Origin of the sequence: Catellatospora methionotrophica, from assembly GCF_011297335.1 — a bacterium.
GTDB classification, from domain to species: domain Bacteria; phylum Actinomycetota; class Actinomycetes; order Mycobacteriales; family Micromonosporaceae; genus Catellatospora; species Catellatospora methionotrophica.
Genome location: NZ_JAAOTJ010000004.1, coordinates 139,094 through 160,067, shown reverse-complemented (window position 1 = coordinate 160,067; position 20,974 = coordinate 139,094). Strand labels below are relative to the sequence as shown.

Here is a 20,974-nt window from a genome sequence, read left to right as displayed (position 1 = left end):
CCCACATCTGCTGGCGAATATCGCAGGCGAGTCATACGGTGAAACGATGACCGAGAACGTGGCAGGGAACACGTACGACGTGCCCGAAGCCGACGCGCTCGAGCAGTCGACCCCGGCGGATCCCCTGGCGGACGCCGAGACCAACGCCCTGCCCGAGGAGCCGCTCGGAGGGCCGGACGAGCCGGTGCCGCCGGCCTCCGAGTGGGACAGGATCGAGCAGAACGTGGTGGTCGTGCCCGCCGACGAGGACTACTCCTGAAGCACCCAGGCCGGGTGGGCCTGCGCGAACGCGCTCATGGTGTCGTCGCGCAGCGCCCGGAACAGCCCAGGCGCGACGGCCGGATCGAGTTGTTCGTAGAAGACCCCGTCGATCTTCGTGACATAGAAGGTCGGCTGGCTGATGCCGACGATGTCGGCAGCCTCCACCCGGTCCAGCCGCATCGCCAGGCCGAGCAGGCTCAGGTCGCCGGTGTGCAAGGTGATCCCCGGAGTGCGGGCCAGCTGGCTCACCACCCAGAAGTCGCTCAGCAGCGACCGGTCTCCGGCCTTCTTGGCCAGACCGAGCAGCACCCGCTGGCCGACCCGGTCCCGGTCGTAGCCCCCGTGGAGCAGAATCTTGCGCTGCCGCATCAGGTCCTGCACCTGGTCTCCGGTGTAGTCCCGGCAGCCCGCCGGAAAGAGCGCGCCGGTGTGCTGCGACCGCATCGGCTCCGGCAGGCACACCGGCAGGCCGCCCAGGGTGTCGGTGACGGAGCGCAGCGCGGAGAACTCCACCTCCGCCACGGCGTCGGCACGTATCCCGGTGAGCCGCTGCACGGCATCGCGGGCGGCCTCGACGCCGCCGCGGCTGTACACACCATTGATCTTCGTGGTGCCCACCCCGGGCATGTCCGTGGCCAGGTCCCGCTCGATGGAAACCAGGTAGGCCTGGCTGCCGTCGGCGGGCAGGTGGACCAGCATGATCGTGTCGGTCCGGGCGTTACGCACCGAGCCGCTCCCGTCGAGGCCGAGCAGCAGCAGATTCAGCGGCCCCGACGGCGCGGCCGTCGTGCTCGCCCCGACGCCGAGCGGCAGCGGCACCTCGAGCCCGCCCCGCCACAGCTGGACCGGCAGGGCCAGCGCGAGCGCCACGGCCACCGCGGCGGCCCCGGTCCGGGTCACCGTGCGGCGGCGGCGTCGCCGGGCGGCCAGGCCGTCGATGGCCCGGCGCAGCGGGTCCAGCGGGGGCGCCTGCGCCTCGTGGCGGGCGAACGCCTCGCGCAGCTCGTCTTCGATCATCGAACTCCTCCCAGGCTCAACCGCTCCGCCGACTCCCGCAACCGGGTCAGCGCCTTCGAGATGTAACCGCGGGCCGTGCCGACCGTGCAGCCGAGCATCTCGGCGATCTCCACGTCGGGCAGGTCCTCGTAGTAGCGCAGCACCAGCGCCGCCCGCTGCTGGCGCGGCAGCGTGGCCAGCACGGACCAGATCTGGTCCCGGTCCGCGGTGCGCTGCGCGTGATCGACGGGTACGGCGACCGCCTGGTCGGCGTCGGGCCGCAGGAACACCCGGCGCAGCCATGATCCGCGCCGCCAGTCCGTGTACTGGTTGATCATCATGCGCTTGACGTAGCGCTCCGGCACGTCCGCGCGGGCCACCCTGCGCCAGTTGAGCTGGACGCGGACCATCGTCTCCTGGACGAGATCCTGGGCCGTGTGCTGGTCACCGGTGAGCATCACCGCATAGCGCGCGAGCGCGCCCAGTCGCGAGTTGACGAATTCCTCGTACGTCACAGCCACCTCCTCGACTCACAGGACGTGTCCGGGTGTCGGGAACATTGCCCGGTACTGTTGTGCGGCGTGACCGTAGTCGACACTCTCCAGGCCCTGGCCGCGCCCCCGCTGGCCGCCGCCGACTTCAATCCCCTGAATCCGACGGACTGGTTGAACCTGTTCGGCCCGGCCGCGTTGTTCGGCGTCTGCTTCATCCTGTTCGCCGAGACCGGCCTGATGGTCGGCTTCTTCCTGCCCGGCGACTCGCTGCTGTTCATCGCGGGTGTGTTCGCCTCCGGATTCCTGGAGTCGAAGGGCGTTCAGCTGCCGATCGGCTGGCTGCTGCTGCTCGGCCCGATCTGTGCCATCGTCGGTGCGCAGCTCGGGCACTGGCTGGGCGCGAAGTACGGCCCCAAGATGTTCAGCAAGCCTGACTCCCGTCTGTTCAAGCAGGAGTACGTGCGCAAGGCCGAGCACTACTTCGCGAAGTTCGGTCCGCGCCGCGCCATCGTGCTGGCCCGGTTCATCCCGATCGTGCGTACGTTCATGAACCCGGTCGCGGGCGTGCTCGGCATGCCGGCCAAGCAGTTCTTCATCTGGAACGTGATCGGCGCGATCCTGTGGGTCGACGGCTTCCTGCTGGCCGGCTACCTGCTCGCCGAGCAGATCATCAAGGCCATCGGCGGCCCCGAGCACATCGACAAGTACATCCTGCCGATGGTGTTCCTCATCGTGTTCCTGTCGCTCATCCCGGTGTTCATCGAGATGATCCGCGAGCGCCAGGCCAAGAAGCGCGCCCTCCACGGCGACGAGACCGTCGTCATGAGCAAGGTCGACATCGGCTGAGCCCGCACTCGCGAGCATGATCGCTGTTTGCGGTCAGAACCTGGGGTCCGGCCACAGGTTCTGACCGCAAACAGTGATCTTTGCGCCAGGACGGTCCGAGGCTCAGGCGAGCAGCGCCTTGAGGAAGATGGCTTCCATCTGGCTCGGGTCGGTGACCTGGAACGCGGCGCCGCCGGTGGTGTCGGCGATGGCCTGCAGGTCGGCCAGCCTGACGTCCGGGCCGAGGCCCAGCAGCACCACCCGGACGGGCTTGGTCACGTCGGCCAGTTTCTCCAGCTCACGCTGCATCGCCCGGAGCTGCATGCCCGAGCTGTCCCGGCCGTCGGTGAAGACCACCAGCGTGTTGCTCCGGCTCGGGTCGTATCCCTTGAGCAGTTCCCGGAAGCCGTCGATGATCGAGGCGTAGAGCGGGCAGACGTCGGTCGGCGAGGGCGCGGCGCGCTGCACGGCCGTGTTCAGCTTGCTGCGCTGCGACCTGGTCAGCTCACCGAGCGGCACCAGCGGCTGGTGGCCCTTGCCCGCGAAGCCCCACAGGCCGACCTCGCTGTCGTCGGTGAACAGCTTCAGGCCCTTCTCGGCGGCGCTGCGCAGCACCTGCATCCGCACGGCCGTGTTGCCGCCGCCGGTCATCGTGCGGCCCATCGACGAGGTCGCGTCGACCAGCGCGATCACCCGGGACGGGGTCTTGGCGGCGACCCAGACCGTCATCGCGCCACGGACCTTGTTCATGTCGCTGAGCGGCTGCACGAAGACGTTGTTGGAGGTGACACCGTGGCCGGTGGGGAAGCCCGTGGAGGCCTCGCCCTCCGGCGAGCGCAGCCCCTTCTCGGCGAAGACCGACTTGTAGTCGCCGCTGCGCAGCGCCTGCGAGAACAGGGCGGCCGCGGCGGCCAGCGGGCGCGGCTGGCGGGCGCGCACGGCGTACGGGAAGTCGAGCGTCGGCACCTCCGCCAGGTTGATCGCGGCCATCGGGGCCTTGGGAGTTGCCGCGTTGTAGGCGATCACGGCCTGCTCGCTGACGGGCGCGCCGGTCATGCCCGCGGCGTACGCCTTCCACAGCGCCCCGGTGTCGGCGACCGGGCCGCCGATGCCGCGGTACACGGCGACGAGCGTGGGCAGGTCGGCCTCGGAGGCGACGACGGCGTCGGACAGCATCATCGCGCCGACCATGCCCGCCGTGTCGCGCCGCGGCTCGACCACGCCGAGCTTGAGCGCGGGCGTCTTGCTGAACAGCAGGCTCTTGAGCATCGCCGCGTCGATGCCCGCGCCGAACTTCTCCGGCAGGTTGCGGGCCACGGTCTCCGGCACGGCGAGCACCACCGGGCTGGCCGCCACGGACGGGGCGGCGGCGTCGAACATGTCCCGGTCGAGCGCGCGCACCCGGCCCAGCCAGTACGACGAGTCGGGCACCCAGACCACGGGCAGGTCGGAGTCGGCCGGGGTGGGCGCGGCCTTGCCGGCCACGTCGACCACGCCGCCCGCCCAGGTCGCCAGGGAGTTGGCCAGCTCGTACGACGGCTTCTCGATGACCGCCACGCGGACGCAGTCCTCGCCGACCATCGGGCTGGTGGCGCTCCAGCGCGCGCCGATCTCGGTGAGCGCGGGCGCGACCGCCGGGTCGGCGGCCACGGTGAGGGTGATCCCGGCGCTGCCGCAGCCGTCGGCGTCCGCGCTGACCGAGCGGAGCACGACGGTGGCCAGGCCGCACACGGACAGGGCACTGATGATGATGACGGGAATCCGCACGGCGCGGCGACCGAACAGGCCGGTCCGGCGGGCGGGTGCCTCGGGGGCGTCCCAGCCTTGCCGAATGTGGCGTCCAGACATGGGTGACTCCCAGTGAAGGGGGCGGCGGCGCCTGGCCCTGCGGCGGGGGTTACCGAGGGCGGCTGCACGCCTGACTGGGCGACAGCTTAGATGCCTGTCAGCGTCCTGCCACCAGGTATGGAGAAAATTCACTCACGGTCGCCGGGTCATCCGATTGTGTGATCGTCATGGCCGTCCATGGTTACGAAAAGCGCCGTGGGGCGCACACTCGGCGACGAGTGTGCGCCCCACGGCGCTTCAGGGCCTTGCCAGGGTCAGCGAGTCTTCTTGGTCGCGCGCTTGCGCGGCGGCGTCAGCAGCTCGGCGACGGTGGCGATAGCGGACGGCACCAGGCTGTAGTAGGCCCACACGCCGCGCTTGTCGCGGTTGAGCAGACCCGCCTCGGTGAGGATGCGCAGGTGGTGGCTGACGGTCGGCTGGGAAAGACCCAGCGGAGCGGTCAGGTCACAAACGCACGCCTCGCCCTCGGGGGCAGACTGGATAAGGCTGAGCAGCCGGAGACGGGCCGGGTCGGCGAGCGCCTTCAGCACGCCCGCGAGGCGCTGCGCGTCGGCAGGCTCGATCGGCTCACCAGCGAGGGGCGAGATTTGAGGCAGCGGGGTTTCCACCAGAGCTGTTCCCACGTGATTTCTTCCTTCCAACAACAGCATCGATCCACCTACATATTAGCAGGTACGGATCGGAGTTCCGTTAGGCCGACAGGCCAAGGTCCGCCAACGTATAGGCGGCTCGGTACGACAGTCCGGCAGCACGCACCGTATCGCCCGCGCCTCGATCGACAATAACCGCAACACCGATGACCTCGGCACCCGCCTCCCGCAGTGCATCAATAGCGGCAAGAACACTACCGCCAGTAGTCGAGGTGTCCTCGACAGCGAGCACGCGGCGGCCGGCCACGTCGGGTCCTTCGATGCGACGCTGGAGGCCGTGCGCCTTGCCCTCCTTGCGCACCACGAACGCGTCCAGCGGGCGCGGCGAGGTGTGCAGCATGGCGGCGGCGACCGGATCGGCGCCGAGCGTGAGACCGCCGACGGCGTCGAAGTCCCAGTCTGCGGTCAGCTCGTTCAGCACACGCCCGACCAGGGGCGCAGCAGCGTGGTGCAGGGTGATCCGGCGGAGATCAACATAGTATTCCGCCTCCTGTCCGGAGGACAGGATCACCTTTCCCCGAACCACCGCGAGGTCAGTGATGAATTTACGCAGGTCGTCGCGGTCGGACATGGCAGGGACACTACCCGCCGATCCTGAGAGCTCGATCTAGGGGGGTGCGTTGACCTCCCCACACTTCTCAGCTGTCGGATTCGGTGTCGCGTCCGGTGCGCACCCGGGCCCCGCGCGCCAAGCGCCGCAACAGGCGTGTCGGGGTGTGCCGCATGAATCCGACGAGCACTTTGTATTTCCAGCTCGGCACACTCACCGTGCGGCCCCGCCGCAGGTCACGCAGGCTGTCGGAGACCACCTGGGGGGCCTGCAGCCACAGCCATCCGGGGGTCTTGGTCATGTTGATTCCGGCCCGGTCGTGGAACTCCGTACGGGTGAATCCGGGGCACAGCGCCATCACCCGCACCCCGCGGTGCGCCACCGAAAGAGCCACCGACTCGCTGAAGTTGGTGACCCACGCTTTACTCGCCGGGTACGTGCTACCAGGCATCGCCGCGCCGAATCCGGCCACCGATGAGACATTGATGACATCTCCCCGGCCACGCGCCGCCATCACCGGCAGCGCCGCGTGCGTCAGCCGCATGACCGCCTGAACGTTCACGGCCAGCAGATGCAACTCCTGATCCACAGTGGATTTCAGGAACGGCGTGTTGAGTGACAGCCCCGCGTTGTTCACCAGCAGATCCACCGGGTGGGCGGTGTCGCGCAGCCGCGCCTCCACCAGCTCGCAACCCGCCGTGGTGGCCAGATCCGCCGAGATGACACTCGCCTGCACGCCGTAGGTGCTGCTCAGTGCCTCGGAGAAGTCGGCCAGCCGACCCGCGTCCCGGGCCACCAGCACCACGTCCCAGCCGTCGGTGGCCAGGCGCACCGCGAACGCGCGCCCGATGCCCGCGGTCGCTCCGGTCACCAGGGCCGTACGCCGCTCACCCGCCGGTTGCGGGCTGGTCCCAGGGGCTGCGGCGGCGTCGGGCACGGCGGTGCCGGTGGGGGAGACAGTGGACATCGGTGCACCTCAGACGGTCGTCGGCGGGGGCACCGCGGGGGTGTCGGGGCCCGGCGGCAGCGGCCGCGTCCGGTTGAAGAAGAGGTTCGCAGCCGGGAGCGCGAGCAGCACCGCAGTGGCAATGTAGCCGAGAACCTGGCCGACCGAGGAGAGCCCGGTGAGCCCGGCCCACCATCCCGGGAAGGAGTCCACGAGGGCCTGCGCGCCACGGGTCACCGCCGGATCGCCGCCACCCTGCACGGTCACGTTGCCCGAGCCCAGGCTGGCCGCGCCGGAGATCCCACAGCACGCCAGCAGCACACCGAGACCGCACACGATCCAGGCCAGCACGCGGGCCACCCGGTTGCCCTGCCAGACACCCCAGGCCACGGCCAGCAGGATGATCGCGGCGAGCACCAGGATCAGGGCGCTGACCACGAGCGCGACCTTGAGGCTGTTCTCCAGGGTGGTCATGTCCGCTGGATTCACGCCCTCCAGCACGGCCCGCACCCGGAAGCGGTTGAGCACGCTGCTGATCGCGGCAAGGTGCAGGATCGCGTTGACCAGGTTCAGCAGGGCGAGCAGGGCGAGGATCGCGGCCGCCGCGGCGACCACCGCCGGTCGGCCGGACAGCGCTCGGGGCCCGGCCGGGGAGACCGGCTCCACCGGTGACGAGGTGGAAAACGACATTGCGTACCCCCGATGCGGCCGAAGACTGCTCCAGATCGGAAGTTACCCGCACGACCAGGGCTTATGTGCCTGATTGTGGATATCACCGACAGCACGCGGGGCCGGCGCGCGTCGCGCCGGCCCCGCGAGAACAGCAGGTCAGACCGTCGGGTACGCGGGTGGCGTCCACTCCGGCGCGGGCTTGCGGAAGAACGCGTTCGACGCCGGCAGCGCCAGCAGGATGATCGCGGCCAGCATCGACAGCAGCATGACCACGCTCAGCAGCAGGCCCACCGGGGTGGACCAGGACGGCATCGCCTCGGTCAGGCGCTCGGCCGCCCGTTCCTGGTCGATGCCCGCGCCGGAGCCCGAGGTGCCGAAGCTGCCCCCGGCCGACTGGGACAGCAGGCCGAAGCCGACGCAGCACAGGCCGAGGCCGGCGAACACCCAGGTGGTGATCCGGGCCCACTGCTTGCCGCGGCCCACGAACATGCCGAGCACGACGAAGAACGCGGCGAGCAGCACGTAGACGCCCGCCACGACATAGGTGGTGATCACCACGATGCTGGCGGTGGTGCTCGCGAGGTCGGCGGCCATGCCCGCCTCGCGGTAGATGTCCTCGACGAGGCCCTCGGGCAGGGACGAGAACGCGTAGACCGAGATCGCCGCACTGAGCACCAGCGCGACGGAGACGACGTAGAGCAGCAGGGCGGACACGGTGACCGCGCCCGGACGCGGGACGGAGCCCGGCGCGGCGGGCACGAGGTAACCGCTGGGAGGTGGCGTGTACGACATGCAGCACACCGTAATCGCCGACCGCCAGGCGCGCCTGCGACCTTTGATCGAGCGGCGCTCAGCCCTCAGGAGGAGACGCGGGGCGGTGCCGCGACCGGCCGCACCGCCCCGCACCGCCGGTCAGGCGAGTGTGAGCGCGTCCCCGTCCCGGTCGATGAGCACCGTGTCGCCGTCCCGGATCTCCCCGGCGAGCAGCGCCTTGGCCAGCTTGTCACCGATCGCCGACTGCACGAGCCGCCGCAGCGGCCGCGCGCCGTACACCGGGTCGTAGCCGTGGCTGGCCAGCCACTTACGGGCCACGTCGGAGACCTCCAGGGTGAGCCTGCGGTCGGCCAGCCGCCGCCGCAGCCGCCCCAGCTGGATGTCGACGATGTGGGTCAGCTCGTCCTGGGTGAGGGCGTGGAAGACCACGATGTCGTCGAGCCGGTTCAGGAACTCCGGCTTGAAGTGCGAGCGCACCATGGCCATCACCGCGTCGGAGCGCTGCTGCTCGTTCAGCGTCGGGTCGGTCAGTGCGTGCGAGCCGAGGTTCGAGGTGAGGATCAGGATCGCGTTGCGGAAGTCGACCGTGCGGCCCTGGCCGTCGGTCAGCCGGCCGTCGTCGAGCACCTGCAGCAGCACGTCGAACACGTCCGGGTGGGCCTTCTCCACCTCGTCGAGCAGCACCACCGAGTACGGGCGGCGGCGCACCGCCTCGGTGAGCTGGCCGCCCTCCTCGTACCCGACGTAGCCGGGCGGGGCGCCGACCAGCCGGGCCACCGAGTGCTTCTCGGCGTACTCGCTCATGTCGATGCGGACCATGGCCCGCTCGTCGTCGAACAGGAACTCGGCCAGCGCCTTGCCCAGCTCGGTCTTGCCGACGCCGGTCGGGCCGAGGAACAGGAACGAGCCGGTGGGCCGGTCCGGGTCGGCGACCCCGGTCCGCGCCCGGCGCACCGCGTCGGAGACCGCTCCGACGGCTTCGACCTGGCCGATGACGCGCGAGCCGAGCGACTGCTCCATGCGCAGCAGCTTCTCGGTCTCGCCCTCCATGAGGCGTCCGGCGGGGATGCCGGTCCACGCGGCGACGACCTCGGCGATGTCGTTCGCGCCGACCTCCTCCTTGAGCATCGCGCCGTTGGTCTGCAGGGCGGCCAGTTCGGCCTCGGCACGGGCCTGCTCGCGCTCCAGTGCCGGGATGCGGCCGTAGCGCAGCTCCGAGGCGCGGCCCAGGTCGAGGTCGCGCTCGGCCCGGTCGGCCTGGTCGCGCACCTCCTCCAGCTGCTCCTTGGCCGCCGAGATGGCCTGGATGTGCTGCTTCTCGTTGCGCCACCGGTCGGACAGCGCCGCCATGTGCTCGCGTTTGTCGGCCAGCTCGGCGCGCAGCTTGGTCAGCCGCTCCGCCGAGGCCGGGTCGGGCTCCTTGGCCAGCGCCATCTCCTCGATCTCCAGGCGGCGCACCTGGCGCTCGATCTCGTCGACCTCGACGGGCCGGGAGTCGATCTCCATGCGCAGCCGGGAGGCGGCCTCGTCCACCAGGTCGATGGCCTTGTCCGGCAGGAAGCGGTCGGCGATGTAGCGGTCGGACAGCCCCGCCGCGGCGACCAGCGCGCCGTCGGTGATACGCACCCCGTGGTGCACCTCGTAGCGCTCCTTGAGCCCGCGCAGGATGCCGATGGTGTCCTCGACGGTGGGCTCGCCGACGACCACCGGCTGGAAGCGCCGCTCCAGCGCCGGGTCCTTCTCGATGTTGTCGCGGTACTCGTCCAGCGTGGTCGCGCCGACCATGCGCAGCTCACCACGGGCCAGCATGGGCTTGAGCATGTTGCCCGCGTCCATCGAGCCCTCGCCCTTGCCCGCGCCGACGACCGTGTGCAGCTCGTCCAGGAACGTGATGACCTGGCCGTCGCTGCCCTTGATCTCCTCCAGCACGCTCTTGAGGCGCTCCTCGAACTGGCCGCGATACTGCGCCCCGGCGACCATCGCGCCCAGGTCGAGGCTGACCAGCTTCTTGTCCCGCAGCGACTCCGGCACGTCACCGGCCACGATGCGCTGGGCCAGGCCCTCGACGATCGCGGTCTTGCCGACGCCGGGCTCTCCGATCAGGACGGGATTGTTCTTGGTACGCCGGGAGAGCACCTGGATCACGCGGCGGATCTCGGCGTCGCGGCCGATGACCGGGTCGACCTTGCCGTCACGTGCCCGCGCGGTCAGGTCCACGCCGTACTTCTCCAGCGCCTGGTACTGCTGCTCGGGGTCGGGGCTGGTCACCCGGCGGTCACCGCCGCGGATCTGCGGGAACGCCGCGACCAGCGCCTCCTCGGTGGCACCGGCCTGCTTGAGCGCCTTGCCGACCGCGCCGCCGACCCGGGCCAGCCCGGCCAGCAGGTGCTCGGTCGACACGTACTCGTCGCCGATCGGTCGGGCGATCTGCTCGGCGGCGTTGATCGCGTTGACCAGTTCCCGGGACAGGCTCGGCTCGGCCACGCTCGATCCCCGGGCGGTGGGCAGCTGCTCGACGGCGCGCGCGGCGGCCCGGCGTACGTCCGCGGGGTTCGCGCCGACAGCGCGCAGCAGCCCGGCGGCGGTGGACCCGCCTGTGTCGAGCAGCGTCAGCAGCAGGTGCCACGTCTCGACCGTGGCGTGGCCCCGCTGCTGCGCTGTCGCCGCCGCTTCCGTGATGACCTCGCGGCTCTTGGTGGTCAGACGCTGCGTGTCCATACGCTCCCTCGGCTGGTGGTCTCCGAACCAGAGTTGAGCCTACTGCACTCAACTTGTCGGAGCCAGTCCGGAGGGACCCCGCTGCGGGCTAGCGCAGTGTGACCTTCACCCATGCGCGCTGCCAGCCGCGGCCGCTGCCCAGATAGAACTCGCCGTACTGATCCTGGCGGGCGAACAGCGTGCCGTCGGGCAGCTCGGTCACCCAGTCCAGACGCGGCGTGCCGGGGATCTCGACGTAGCGGTCGGCCAGATAGCCGACGGCGTCCGGACCGGCGACGGCCAGCAGCCCGGCCCCGGCCGGGGCGACCGTGTACTGCTGGTTGGGCTTCTCGCGCAGGCCCTCGATCGGCCGGGGCCGCCAGGCGCCGTCCACGAGCTGCCAGATCAGCGGCAGGCCGGTGGCCTTGAGCACCGAACCGCGCAGCAGCGACGTGCCGCCGCCGGCGGACATCATGTCCTGCTCGCCGACCAGCCAGGCGTCGCCGGTGGGGGAGACCCGCACGGACAGCATCCACAGCTTGCGGCCGGGCTGGTCCGGCACGGGCAGCCGCTGCCAGGTGCGCCCGCCGTCGACGCTGCGGGCGGTCTCCTTCCTCGGCTCCAGCGTGGTCAGCCAGATCGCGCCGTCCGGCGTGGCGACCGCGCCCGCACCCTGGTAGCCGTCGGGCAGCGGCACCGGCTCGCCGGTCTGCCAGTCGCGCAGCACCGGCTCGGTCGCGGTGTAGTCCACGCCGTACCGCACGCCGGTGGCGGCGTGGTAGTCGGCCGGGATGGTGCGGCTGAAGGCGAAGGTCAGGCCGCCGTCGCGGGACAGGTGGTAGCCGTCGGCCTGCTCGCCCCAGATCATCATCTGCTTCGGACCCACCACGTACAGCTGGATGCTCTTGTCCTCGGCCAGTGGCATCGGCCGGGCCTGCCAGGTCTTTCCCGCGTCCTCGGTGGCGAACAGGCGGCCCCGGCACGGCCCGCTGCCGCCGCAGTCGGTGAAGACGGCGTAGCCGTGGCGGGCGTCGGCGAACTCGACGAACGGGTGGTAGTCCGGGGGCACACCGACGTCGGCGGTGCGCTCGGTGACGGTGGCCCGAGCGGGCGGCGACGCGGTCGCGGAGGGGGCCGCCGCGCCGGACGGCCCGGCAGGCGTCTCGCCACGCGGTGTGCAGGCCGCGGCCAGCGCGAGCCCGAGCGTCAGGACGAGCAGCGGGCGCGCCCGGCCCGCGAACCTATTCACGCTGGTGGAAGTCATACCCGGTCGAGCCGCGAGCGGCCGGGTAGGTTCCCCGCGCCGCCGTGTCGTGATGGTCGATCCGCGCGCGCAAGGCCTCCCGCCGACGCTCAGCGGCCGTGCAGGGTTGGTCGCAATGCGTAACAGGTTGATGAAAGTACTTGCCGCGACCTTCCGCTGACCTGCGCGGGCGCGCTAGCGTGTCGCGGCAGCAGCGCCGCTGAATTTGGCCGCGTCTTCCACAATCCCGCGTCTTCACAGCGGAGGAGATAACGATGAGCGCTCCCCCGGCGGTGTTCCGAGGATTCGCCAACCCGGTCGACCCCACCCCCCACGAGTTGCGCACCTGGGCGTACGCGCCGGACTCCGTGCCGCTCACCGCCATGCCGCCGGACTGGGACCTGCTCGTCTCCGGTGACCGGCTCATCGCGACCCTGTTCGACCTGGCGATGGACACCAGTTGCCCCGCCCGCCGCTTCGCCATGCACTGCCTCTACATCTACGCCGCCGACGCGATCCGCACCGGCTTCAAGGCCCACCCTCGGCGCAAGCTGCGCAAGCTGGTCGAGGAGGCCGAGGAGGAGGGCGACGAGCAGATGGCGATCTGGGCCCACAACACCCGCGTGCTGCTGGCCCGGCCCGGCCTGTTCGACTACCACGAGTGGTGCGAGGGCGGCCTGGTCCGGCACTCGCGGAGACTGCAATAACTCGCAACACGGCTCCCCGCGGCACCTGACCGCGGGGAGCCGTGGCGCGATACGACTTATTTCTTGTTCATCTTGTCGATCGCGTCTTTGGACATGTCCTGGGCCTTGTCGACGTGACCCGCGTACTTGCCGCCGGTCTTGTCGTCGGCCATGTCGCCGCCTTTGTCGACCATGTCCTTGGCCTTGTCGGTCATGCCCGAGGTCTTGCCTTTGGCCTGGTCCGACATCTGCTTGGCCTTGTCCGAGGCCTGGTCCGCCTTGTCGTCGATGCCCAGGGCGTCCTTGGCCTTGTCCAACATGCCCATTTCATCCCCCTCTGAGACAGTCCGACAATTCGGACTTGTCCCTTATCGAGGATACCGGCCGGAGCTGAGCCCTACTCAGCCTTCGGCCGAACGGGGACGCCACACCACCAGCGCCGTCGACGTGCGCGTGCTCGGCAGCAGATCGGTGCGCGGGAACGCCGAGATGGTCTCCAGCTGCGCAAGCCGCCGCTCGGCGTACACGAGCTGCTGGTGCGCGTGCTCCAGCCGCTCGCGCAACTCCAGCACCATCCGCTCCAGGTCGATGATCCGCTTGACCCCGGCCAGGCTGACGCCCTCCTCCTGGCTCAGCCGCTGGATCTCGCGCAGCAGCTCGACATCGCGCAGGCTGTAGCGGCGTCCACCGCCCGCGGAGCGGCCCGGCTCGACCAGACCCATCCGGTCGTACTGCCGCAGCGTCTGCGGGTGCATGCCGGCCAGCTGCGCGGCCACCGAGATGAGCAGCACCTTCGCGTGTTCATCCACTGTGGATCACCTCCGTTCCAGGTGGTCCCGCCGCACCGGCGGGGCCAGCTCGGTGAAGCGCAGCAGCGCCTCCCGGGCCTCCTCGGAGAGCTGCTGCGGCACCACGATCTCCACGGTAACCAGCAGATCCCCGCTGTGGCCATCACGTTTGGGCACACCCTTGCCCCGCACCCGCAGCAGCCGCCCGCTGGGCGTGCCGGCGGGCACCTTGACCTTCATCATGCCGTCCAAAGTGGGCACCCGGACCTCCGCGCCCAGCACCGACTCGGCGTACGTGACCGGGACCGTCACGGTCAGGTCGTCGCCGTTGCGGCCGAACATCGCGTCCGGGCGCACGATCGCGCGGATGTAGAGGTCACCGGGGGCGCCCCCGCGCTCGCCCGGCTCGCCGCGCCCGGCCAGCCGGATGCGCTGGCCGTCGGAGACACCGGACGGGATGCGTACGGTCAGCGTGCGGGTCTTGGTCACCCCGCCGGAGCCGTGGCACTCCGGGCACTTGGAGTCCACCACCGTGCCCACGCCCTGGCAGTCGCGGCAGGCCTCGGAGAAGCCGAACGCGCCCTGGTTGCGGTTGACCACACCGGTGCCCTGGCAGTGCGGGCAGGCCCGCGGGCGGGTGCCCGGCTTGGCCCCGTCGCCGTGGCAGGTGTCGCAGACGCCCAGCGTGCGCAGCGTCAGCGGCTGGGTGGTGCCCTGCACCGCGTCGGCGAAGTCCAGGAAGATCTCGGCCTCGACGTCACGCCCACGGGCCGGGCCGCGCGGGGGAGCCCCGGTGCCCGCGCCGCCGGAGAAGATCGAGCCGAACAGGTCGGAGAAGCTCGCGCCGCCGAACCGCTGGTCCGGGCCTTGGCGTCCGCCGCCCTGGGCGAACAGGTCGTTCACGTCGAACTGCTGGCCGCCGCGGGCGCCGCGCCGGAACGCGCCGGCCTCGAACAGCGAGCGCATCTCGTCGTACTCACGCCGCCTGCCCTCGTCCGACAGCACGTCGTACGCCTCGGACACCGCCTTGAACCGTTCCTCGGCGGCGGCGTTGCCGGGATTGTGGTCAGGATGCAGCTCGCGAGCGAGCCTGCGGTACGCCTTCTTGATCTCGCTGGAAGTGGCGTCCTTGGCCACTCCGAGCACGGCGTAGAAGTCCTTCTCCAGCCAGTCTTTCGAGCTCATCCGTCCCCCTCCCCCTGTCAGGATCGAAGCTCCCTCCCCGCACCCGGAATCGGGGCGGGGAGAGAGCCCCGGTCATGGTGTCACTCTGGCGCGGCTACGGCCACCATCGCCGGGCGCAGCAGGCGCTCGCCCAGCAGGTAGCCCCGGCGCATCACGTCGATGCACGTCGGCTCGGTCACGTCGGCGGACGGCAGGTGCGCAACCGCCTCGTGCCGGTTCGGGTCGAAGGCGTCGCCCTTCTCGCCGAACGCGGTCAGGCCGAACTTCGCCGCGACCGCCGCGATCTGGTCGGCCACCGCGCCGAACGGCCCGGTCAGGTCGCCGTGCTCGCGCGCCCGGTCAAGGTCGTCCAGCACCGGCAGCAGTGCCGACAGCACCTGGCCGGTGGCGAGTTCGGCGGAGACCGTACGGTCGCGCTCCACCCGCTTGCGGTAGTTGGCGTACTCGGCGGTCACCCGCTGGAGGTCCGCGGTGCGCTCCCCCAGGGCTGAACGGAGCTGCGCTAGCTCCGCGCCCAGCTTCGCCGGGGCGGGCTGCTCCGCCGCGGGTGCGGCGGTGACGACGGGCTCGGCCTCGACGACCTCGCCCTCGACCGGCTCGGCTTCGGCCTGCTCGGCTTCGGCCGCCGCCTCAGGCTGCGGGGAGACCGGCACCTCGACGGTGTCCTGCTCCCCGATGACCTGGTCGGTGACGTCCGGGGTCGGGTTCTGCTCGGTGCTGCTTTCCGGGGCAGGGGTCTCCTGCGCCGGAGCGGGCTGCTCGGTGTCGGCCGCCGGGGCGGCCGGCGTCGCCGGCTGCTCGGACATGGTCGCTCCGCTCGGGCTGATCTTGCGCTTGTTCTTGATCACGATGCGCTCGCCGGCGGGAGGCTGCTCCTCCGCCGGCGAGGCACCCTGTGCTGCTCCGGTCACTTCTTGCCCTCGTCGTCGATGATCTCCGCATCCACGACGTCGTCATCGGCACGGCCGCCGGCCGCGTCCTGCTGCTGGCCCGCACCGGCCGCGGCCGGGTTGTCGCCCTGGTTGTACAGGGCCGAGCCGGCCGCCTGGGAGACCTGCGCGAGCTTCTCGTGCGCCGACTTGATCTTCTCCAGGTCGGTGCCCGCCAGCGCGCTGCGCAGCTCGCTCAGCGCCTCGTTGATGCTCTCCTTGGCGTCGGCGGGCAGCTTGTCGCCGCTCTCGGCCAGGAACTTCTCGGTCTGCCACTGCAGCGCCTCGGCCACGTTGCGGGTCTCGGCCTCCTCGCGGCGGCGGCGGTCCTCGTCGGCGTGCTCCTCGGCGTCGCGGCGCATGCGCTCGATGTCGTCCTTCGGCAGCGACGAGCCGCCGGTGATCGTCATCGACTGCTCCTTGCCGGTGCCGAGGTCCTTGGCCGACACGTGCACGATGCCGTTGGCGTCGATGTCGAAGGTGACCTCGATCTTCGGCACACCCCGCGGCGCGGGCGCGATGCCGGTCAGCTCGAAGGTGCCGAGCTTCTTGTTGTACGCCGCCATCTCGCGCTCGCCCTGGAAGACCTGGATGAGAACGGAGGGCTGGTTGTCGTCCGCGGTGGTGTAGACCTCGGAGCGCTTGGTCGGGATGGTGGTGTTGCGCTCCACCAGGCGGTGCATGATGCCGCCCTTGGTCTCGATGCCCAGGCTGAGCGGGGTCACGTCCAGCAGGAGGACGTCCTTGACCTCACCCTTGAGCACACCGGCCTGCAGCGCCGCGCCGACGGCGACGACCTCGTCCGGGTTGACGCCCTTGTTGGGCTCCTTGCCGGTGAGCTGCTTGACCAGGTCGGTCACCGCGGGCATGCGGGTGGAGCCGCCGACCAGGATGACGTGCTCGACGTCGGACAGCTTCACGCCCGCGTCCTTGATCGCCTGCTCGAACGGCGCCCTGCAGCGGTCCAGCAGGTCCTGGGTCATGCGCTGGAACTCGGCCCGGGTGAGCGTGACGTCCAGGTGCAGCGGGCCCTCGGCCCCGGCCGTGATGTACGGCAGGTTGATGCCGGTGGTGTTGGCCGCCGACAGCTCGATCTTGGCCTTCTCCGCGGCCTCCTTGAGGCGCTGCATGGCCATCTTGTCCGCGCCCAGGTCCACGCCGTACTGGCCACGGAAGGTCTTCACCAGGTGCTCGATGATGCGCTCGTCCCAGTCGTCGCCACCGAGGTGGTTGTCGCCGGAGGTCGACTTGACCTCGACGACGCCCTCGGCCAGCTCCAGCAGCGAGACGTCGAACGTGCCGCCGCCGAGGTCGAAGACCAGGACGGTCTGCTCCTTGGAGCCCTTGTCGAGCCCGTACGCCAGCGCGGCGGCGGTGGGCTCGTTGACGATGCGCAGCACGTTGAAGCCGGCGATCTCACCGGCCTCCTTCGTCGCGGTGCGCTGCGCGTCGTTGAAGTACGCCGGGACGGTGATCACGACGTCGGTGACGGTCTCGCCGAGGTAGGCCTCGGCGTCGCGCTTGAGCTTCTGCAGCACACGCGCGGAGATCTCCTGCGGCGTGTACTTCTTGCCGTCGATGTCGACGGTCCAGTTGGTGCCGACCTCACGCTTCACGGAACGGATGGTCCGGTCCGGGTTGGTGACGGCCTGGCGCTTGGCCACCTCGCCGACGAGCACCTCACCGTTCTTGGCGAACGCCACGATGGAGGGCGTCGTGCGGGAGCCCTCGGCGTTCGCGATGACGGTGGGTTCGCCACCCTCCAGCACGGCCATACAGGAGTTGGTCGTACCAAGGTCGATGCCGACCGCACGTGCCATTGTCGTGTTCCTCCAAGATCAAGGTTGCCGCAGATTCAAGTTGAGTCCGGACGGCTCAATACTGACATGAGACAGGGAAGTGTCAAGCGGAAGGTTGAGTCGATCACACTCAAGTTTGACGGTGTCCTAGTGAGTTGTCCCATTTCCGCTTACGCTTCCCCTGTGTATGACCAACGAGTAACCGACGAGGGCGCGGTGCGGACCGGCCCTCTGCTCGCGGTGGTCGGCGGGCCGACCGGAGCGGGCAAGTCCACGCTGGTGAACAGCCTGGTCCGGTCACCCGTCAGCGCCACCGGCATCCTGCGCCCCACCACCCGCAAGCCCGTGCTGACCTGCCACCCGCGCAGCGTCGCGGCGACCCACGTGGCCGGGCTGCACCCGATCGCCGCCCCCGCCCTGCCCTCGCACGTCGCCATCGTCGACGCGCCGGACCTCAACGCCATCGACCAGAAGAACCGGTCGGTCACCGACGCCGTGTTCGAACAGGCAGACCTCTGGATCTTCGTGACCACCGCGAGCCGTTACGCTGACGCCGAGGCGTGGCGGCACCTGAGGGCCGCGCAGCAACGCCGGGTCGACCTCGCGGTGATCCTCAACCGGCTGCCCACCGAGGCCGCGGACGAGATCCTGCCGCACCTGACCCAGCTGCTCGGCGAACCGGTGCCGCTGTTCGTGGTGGCCGAATCGGCGCTCGACCGGCAGGGCATGCTCTCGGACCGAGTGGTCACCCCGATCTGGGAGTTCCTCGACAAGACCGCGAGTGCGAAACTTGCCGAGTCAAGATGACACCGGACGGCCGCTCCCGCGGGCGACGAGGGTTCAGGTCGGCACCGCGTCGGCTGAGGAGAGCGTGAGGAGGGACCAGTGACCCACTCCACCCCCGGCAGTGAGTCCGTCACCACCAAGCTCGACATGGTCCAGCAGTTCGTCGACCTGGCGGGCGAGCACCTCGCCGGCGAGCCGGCGATGGAGAACGCGCGCACGGTGGCGGAGCGCTCCGCCGACCGGCTGCGGCTGGCCAGGGGGTTCACCACCATCGCGCTGGCCGGGACGACCGGCAGCGGCAAGTCGAGCATGTTCAACGCGTTCACCACGATCGACCGGTCGCCAGCGGGCATCCTGCGCCCGACCACCTCCGAGCCGTACGCCTGCGTCTGGGGCAGCCTCACCTACGCCGACGAGCTGCTGGACTGGCTCGGCGTGTCCTCCCGCCGCCGGTTCACCCGGGAGTCGGCGCTGGACGCCAACGACGAGGTCGGCCTGCGCGGCATGATCCTGCTCGACCTGCCCGACGTCGACTCCGTCGAGCCGCGCCACCGCGCCGAGGTCGACCGGCTGCTGCACCTCGTCGACGTGGTCATCTGGATCTGCGACCCGCAGAAGTACGGCGACCAGCTCGTGCACGAGGGCTACCTGCGCCAGCTCGCCAGCTCGCGGGAAGGCCTGATCGTCGCGCTCAACCAGACCGACCGGCTGCAGCCCGCGCAGCTGCCCAAGGTCGGCGCCGACCTGCGCCAGCTGCTCGACGACGGCGGCCTGTCGAAGGTCCCGCTCGTGCCGACGTCGGCCACCGGCGAGGTCCCGGCCCTGCCCGCGGCCAAGCGCGGCCCGATCAAGCCGAAGCCCGGCCCGTTCATCGCCGAGCGCTCCCCGCGCGGCCACTCCGGCGTCTCCGCGCTGCGCTCCCTGCTCGAACCGATGATCCTGCGCGGCACACTCGCCGAGGAGTCCGTCGACCGCGACCTCACCGCGAGCATCGCCGACCTGTCCAAGCTGGTCGGCGGCCCGGTCAGCCCGCCGTCGATCAACCCGCTGGTACGCGGGCTGTCCTCGGCCGGCACCGACGCGGCCCGCATCCAGCAGACCATCCAGGCGTACGCCGCCAGCGCCTCCGTCGGCCTGCCCGGCCCCTGGGCCAGCGCCGTCGAGCAGGCCGCCCGGTCCCGCCTGAACGAACTGCCCGCCGCCCTGGGCCAGGCGGTCGCGTTCGCCGACGCCCAGCGCCCGCGCCGGATGTGGCTGCCCGGCGGCAAGAAGCGCGCCGACCAGAAGACCGAGGTCGTGCTCCGCGCCGAGATCGACAAGGTCGCCCTGCGCTACATCGTCGAGCCGGTCCGCCGCGCCCTCGCCGCCTACGAACGCTCCCGCACGACCCTGTCCTGAGTCTCTCCATCGGGGAGGTCTGTGGTCGCTGAGCGACTACAGACCTCCCCGATCTTTGCCGCCGCGAACGCTAAGCCGCACTTTCCCGCAAATCGCGGTGATCTCGCGGCGAGCCGTCAGCAAGATCTGTTTTTGTGGACGCCGGCGGTGGCTGTGGCAACGTCCACAAGAACGGATCAGCCTCGTCGATGCCCTCGGCCAGCCTTGATCTTGGCTGCCCGCTTTTTAGCGGCGGCCTTTTTGCTGTGACCATCTACCTTGCCGTGAGCTGCGGCGTTGCTGTGACCGTCGGATTTGCTGTGGCTGGCGCCCTTGTTCCGGATCCCGATCTTGCTGCGGCCGGTCAGCTTGCCGTGACCTGCGGTCTTAAGACGTCCAGACTTGCCGTGAACTGCGGCCTTGCCGTCCGCGGCGGGCTGGTGTGCGGCGGGTTGCCGCGAGGTCGGGTCCGCGGTGGCACGGGTTTTCAGTGAGCCTCGGGCGGCGGCCAGCGGAAGGCGGCTGGTGGCGGGTCGGCGCACCGCCGGACCGGCGGGTCGCACGGGCGCGGTCTGCACCGAGCCAGGACGCCAGCGCGGACCAGGCCGCTCACACGGTTCGCCGCCCGACCCGCCCGGCCAGCCGGAACCTCCCGAACCGCCCCCTGGCCAGCCCGGCCGGCCCGGGGTGGTCGGCCCGTCGGGAGTGCCCGGCCAGCCGTGGCCGCCCGGTCGTCCCGGCCCGTGCGAACCCGGCGGGCGGCCGGGATGGTCGTGTCCGCCAGGGGAACCCGGACCACCGGGGTGCGACGGCCCCGGCCACCACGGTCCGCCAGGAACAGGAGGAATGCCTGGTGGCCGGGGGTTGCCGGGCGTGGACGGGGCGGATGGGCCGCCCGCGGGCGGCTGCGGGCGGGCCGGGACCGGCCTGGCCGGGCGCCAGATCGGCCGGATCGGCAGCGTGACGGCCGGGCGGCGGCGTTCGAGGACGGGGACCGCGACGTCGTCGGGGCGGTCGTCGTCGTCCTCGGTGTGCGCACCGGGCGCTCCGGCGGGCTGGGCCAGGCCGGGGTCGGTCTGCGGGGCGGGCCGCAGCGGGCGCTCGGGCAGCCGGAACGGGGCCTGGGCGCGGTGGTCGCCGGGGATGACGAACGGCTCGACCGGTCCGGCCAGGCGCGCGCCGAAGTCGGGGTCGACGCCCTCGACACCGGCCCGCAGCACGATCCAGCTGGGGATGGCGGTGATTCCGACCAGCAGCGTGACCAGCAGGCCGTAACGGCGGGGCGGGACGCGGCGCGGCGAGGCCGGAGGCGGCGTCCAGAACGCCGCCGGGACCGCGGGGGGCGGGGGCGGCGAGGGCGGGGAACCGAACAGGGTTTCCAGGAAGTTGTCGTCGGGCATAGGAGTACTCCTAGGGCGCGGGGGAATTCGCCCAGAATGCCCCAACCAGATCCATGATCCGGGTATTT

At 70.8% G+C, this 20,974-nt stretch carries 21 protein-coding genes; 5 read left to right on the top strand and 16 right to left on the bottom strand.

The genetic code is table 11. The features are described 5' to 3' along the window. Nucleotides 1–46 precede the first annotated feature (46 nt). The gene (locus tag HAV40_RS13365; RefSeq protein WP_166381286.1) at nucleotides 47–259 is read left to right on the top strand and encodes a hypothetical protein; all 213 of its coding nucleotides are present in this window, start codon (nucleotides 47–49) and stop codon (nucleotides 257–259) included. Here HAV40_RS13365 and HAV40_RS13360 read toward each other — a convergent pair. Together HAV40_RS13360 and HAV40_RS13355 are read right to left on the bottom strand one after the other, a co-directional pair. Next, the gene (locus HAV40_RS13360) at nucleotides 250–1,278 is read right to left on the bottom strand and encodes an LCP family protein (RefSeq protein ID WP_166381285.1); all 1,029 of its coding nucleotides are present in this window, start codon (nucleotides 1,276–1,278) and stop codon (nucleotides 250–252) included. The two genes, HAV40_RS13365 and HAV40_RS13360, sit on opposite strands and share 10 nt — an antisense overlap. Then, nucleotides 1,275–1,772 carry a SigE family RNA polymerase sigma factor gene (locus tag HAV40_RS13355; protein WP_166381284.1) on the bottom strand — a complete coding sequence of 166 codons (498 nt, stop codon included), beginning with the start codon at nucleotides 1,770–1,772 and terminating at the stop codon, nucleotides 1,275–1,277. The genes HAV40_RS13360 and HAV40_RS13355 overlap by 4 nt, the downstream gene beginning before the upstream one ends. Nucleotides 1,773–1,838: 66 nt before the next feature. Here HAV40_RS13355 and HAV40_RS13350 point away from each other — a divergent pair, with 66 nt between their 5' ends. Continuing rightward, complete coding sequence (locus tag HAV40_RS13350; RefSeq protein WP_239086068.1) at nucleotides 1,839–2,597, top strand: DedA family protein; 759 nt, start codon at nucleotides 1,839–1,841, stop codon at nucleotides 2,595–2,597. A 102-nt stretch (nucleotides 2,598–2,699) separates the two neighbouring features. Here the strand turns inward: HAV40_RS13350 and HAV40_RS13345 are convergent, their stop codons facing one another. The 8 genes from HAV40_RS13345 to HAV40_RS13310 all read right to left on the bottom strand — a co-directional run bounded on the left by HAV40_RS13345 (nucleotide 2,700) and on the right by HAV40_RS13310 (nucleotide 11,962). Continuing rightward, complete coding sequence (locus HAV40_RS13345; protein WP_166381283.1) at nucleotides 2,700–4,424, bottom strand: VWA domain-containing protein; 1,725 nt, start codon at nucleotides 4,422–4,424, stop codon at nucleotides 2,700–2,702. 254 nt (nucleotides 4,425–4,678) lie between these two features. Next, nucleotides 4,679–5,074, bottom strand: a complete 396-nt coding sequence (locus HAV40_RS13340) for an ArsR/SmtB family transcription factor (protein WP_166381282.1) — start codon at nucleotides 5,072–5,074, stop codon at nucleotides 4,679–4,681. 40 nt (nucleotides 5,075–5,114) lie between these two features. Then, entirely contained in the window at nucleotides 5,115–5,645 is a 531-nt protein-coding gene (pyrE, locus tag HAV40_RS13335; protein WP_166381281.1) for an orotate phosphoribosyltransferase, read from the bottom strand. Between the two features lie 67 nt (nucleotides 5,646–5,712). After that, nucleotides 5,713–6,591, bottom strand: a complete 879-nt coding sequence (locus HAV40_RS13330; RefSeq protein WP_166381280.1) for an SDR family NAD(P)-dependent oxidoreductase — start codon at nucleotides 6,589–6,591, stop codon at nucleotides 5,713–5,715. 9 nt (nucleotides 6,592–6,600) lie between these two features. Then, nucleotides 6,601–7,260, bottom strand: a complete 660-nt coding sequence (locus HAV40_RS13325) for a hypothetical protein (protein WP_166381279.1) — start codon at nucleotides 7,258–7,260, stop codon at nucleotides 6,601–6,603. A gap of 138 nt (nucleotides 7,261–7,398) precedes the next feature. After that, a complete protein-coding gene (locus HAV40_RS13320) occupies nucleotides 7,399–8,034 on the bottom strand; it encodes a hypothetical protein (protein WP_166381278.1) in 636 nt (211 codons plus the stop codon). A gap of 120 nt (nucleotides 8,035–8,154) precedes the next feature. Beyond that, entirely contained in the window at nucleotides 8,155–10,734 is a 2,580-nt protein-coding gene (clpB, locus tag HAV40_RS13315) for an ATP-dependent chaperone ClpB (RefSeq protein ID WP_166381277.1), read from the bottom strand. Nucleotides 10,735–10,822: 88 nt separating this feature from the next. Continuing rightward, on the bottom strand, nucleotides 10,823–11,962 hold the full coding sequence (locus HAV40_RS13310; protein ID WP_166381276.1) for a beta propeller repeat protein: 1,140 nt from the start codon (nucleotides 11,960–11,962) through the stop codon (nucleotides 10,823–10,825). A gap of 269 nt (nucleotides 11,963–12,231) precedes the next feature. On the opposite strand from HAV40_RS13310, the gene HAV40_RS13305 reads away from it, so the two are divergent. Then, nucleotides 12,232–12,663, top strand: coding sequence for a hypothetical protein (locus HAV40_RS13305; RefSeq protein WP_166381275.1), 432 nt, complete (start codon nucleotides 12,232–12,234; stop codon nucleotides 12,661–12,663). A 56-nt stretch (nucleotides 12,664–12,719) separates the two neighbouring features. Here HAV40_RS13305 and HAV40_RS13300 read toward each other — a convergent pair whose 3' ends face one another. The 5 genes from HAV40_RS13300 to dnaK all read right to left on the bottom strand — a co-directional run bounded on the left by HAV40_RS13300 (nucleotide 12,720) and on the right by dnaK (nucleotide 17,364). Continuing rightward, on the bottom strand, nucleotides 12,720–12,968 hold the full coding sequence (locus HAV40_RS13300) for an antitoxin (RefSeq protein WP_166381274.1): 249 nt from the start codon (nucleotides 12,966–12,968) through the stop codon (nucleotides 12,720–12,722). Between the two features lie 75 nt (nucleotides 12,969–13,043). After that, nucleotides 13,044–13,451: a heat shock protein transcriptional repressor HspR gene (locus HAV40_RS13295; protein ID WP_166381273.1), complete on the bottom strand. Its 408-nt coding sequence runs from the start codon at nucleotides 13,449–13,451 to the stop codon at nucleotides 13,044–13,046. Nucleotides 13,452–13,457: 6 nt separating this feature from the next. Next, nucleotides 13,458–14,615 carry a molecular chaperone DnaJ gene (gene dnaJ / locus HAV40_RS13290; RefSeq protein ID WP_166381272.1) on the bottom strand — a complete coding sequence of 386 codons (1,158 nt, stop codon included), beginning with the start codon at nucleotides 14,613–14,615 and terminating at the stop codon, nucleotides 13,458–13,460. Between the two features lie 80 nt (nucleotides 14,616–14,695). Further along, nucleotides 14,696–15,526, bottom strand: a complete 831-nt coding sequence (gene grpE, locus HAV40_RS13285; protein WP_239086071.1) for a nucleotide exchange factor GrpE — start codon at nucleotides 15,524–15,526, stop codon at nucleotides 14,696–14,698. After that, nucleotides 15,523–17,364, bottom strand: coding sequence for a molecular chaperone DnaK (gene dnaK / locus HAV40_RS13280; RefSeq protein ID WP_166381271.1), 1,842 nt, complete (start codon nucleotides 17,362–17,364; stop codon nucleotides 15,523–15,525). Before dnaK ends, grpE begins: the two co-directional genes overlap by 4 nt. Before the next feature lie 162 nt (nucleotides 17,365–17,526). Between dnaK and HAV40_RS13275 the strand changes: the two genes are divergently transcribed. Together HAV40_RS13275 and HAV40_RS13270 are read left to right on the top strand one after the other, a co-directional pair. Then, nucleotides 17,527–18,150: a GTPase domain-containing protein gene (locus HAV40_RS13275; RefSeq protein ID WP_166381270.1), complete on the top strand. Its 624-nt coding sequence runs from the start codon at nucleotides 17,527–17,529 to the stop codon at nucleotides 18,148–18,150. 78 nt (nucleotides 18,151–18,228) lie between these two features. Next, entirely contained in the window at nucleotides 18,229–19,527 is a 1,299-nt protein-coding gene (locus HAV40_RS13270) for a P-loop NTPase family protein (protein ID WP_166381269.1), read from the top strand. Nucleotides 19,528–19,703: 176 nt separating this feature from the next. Here the strand turns inward: HAV40_RS13270 and HAV40_RS13265 are convergent, their stop codons facing one another. Next, nucleotides 19,704–20,906, bottom strand: a complete 1,203-nt coding sequence (locus tag HAV40_RS13265) for a hypothetical protein (RefSeq protein ID WP_166381268.1) — start codon at nucleotides 20,904–20,906, stop codon at nucleotides 19,704–19,706. Nucleotides 20,907–20,974: the final 68 nt, after the last annotated feature.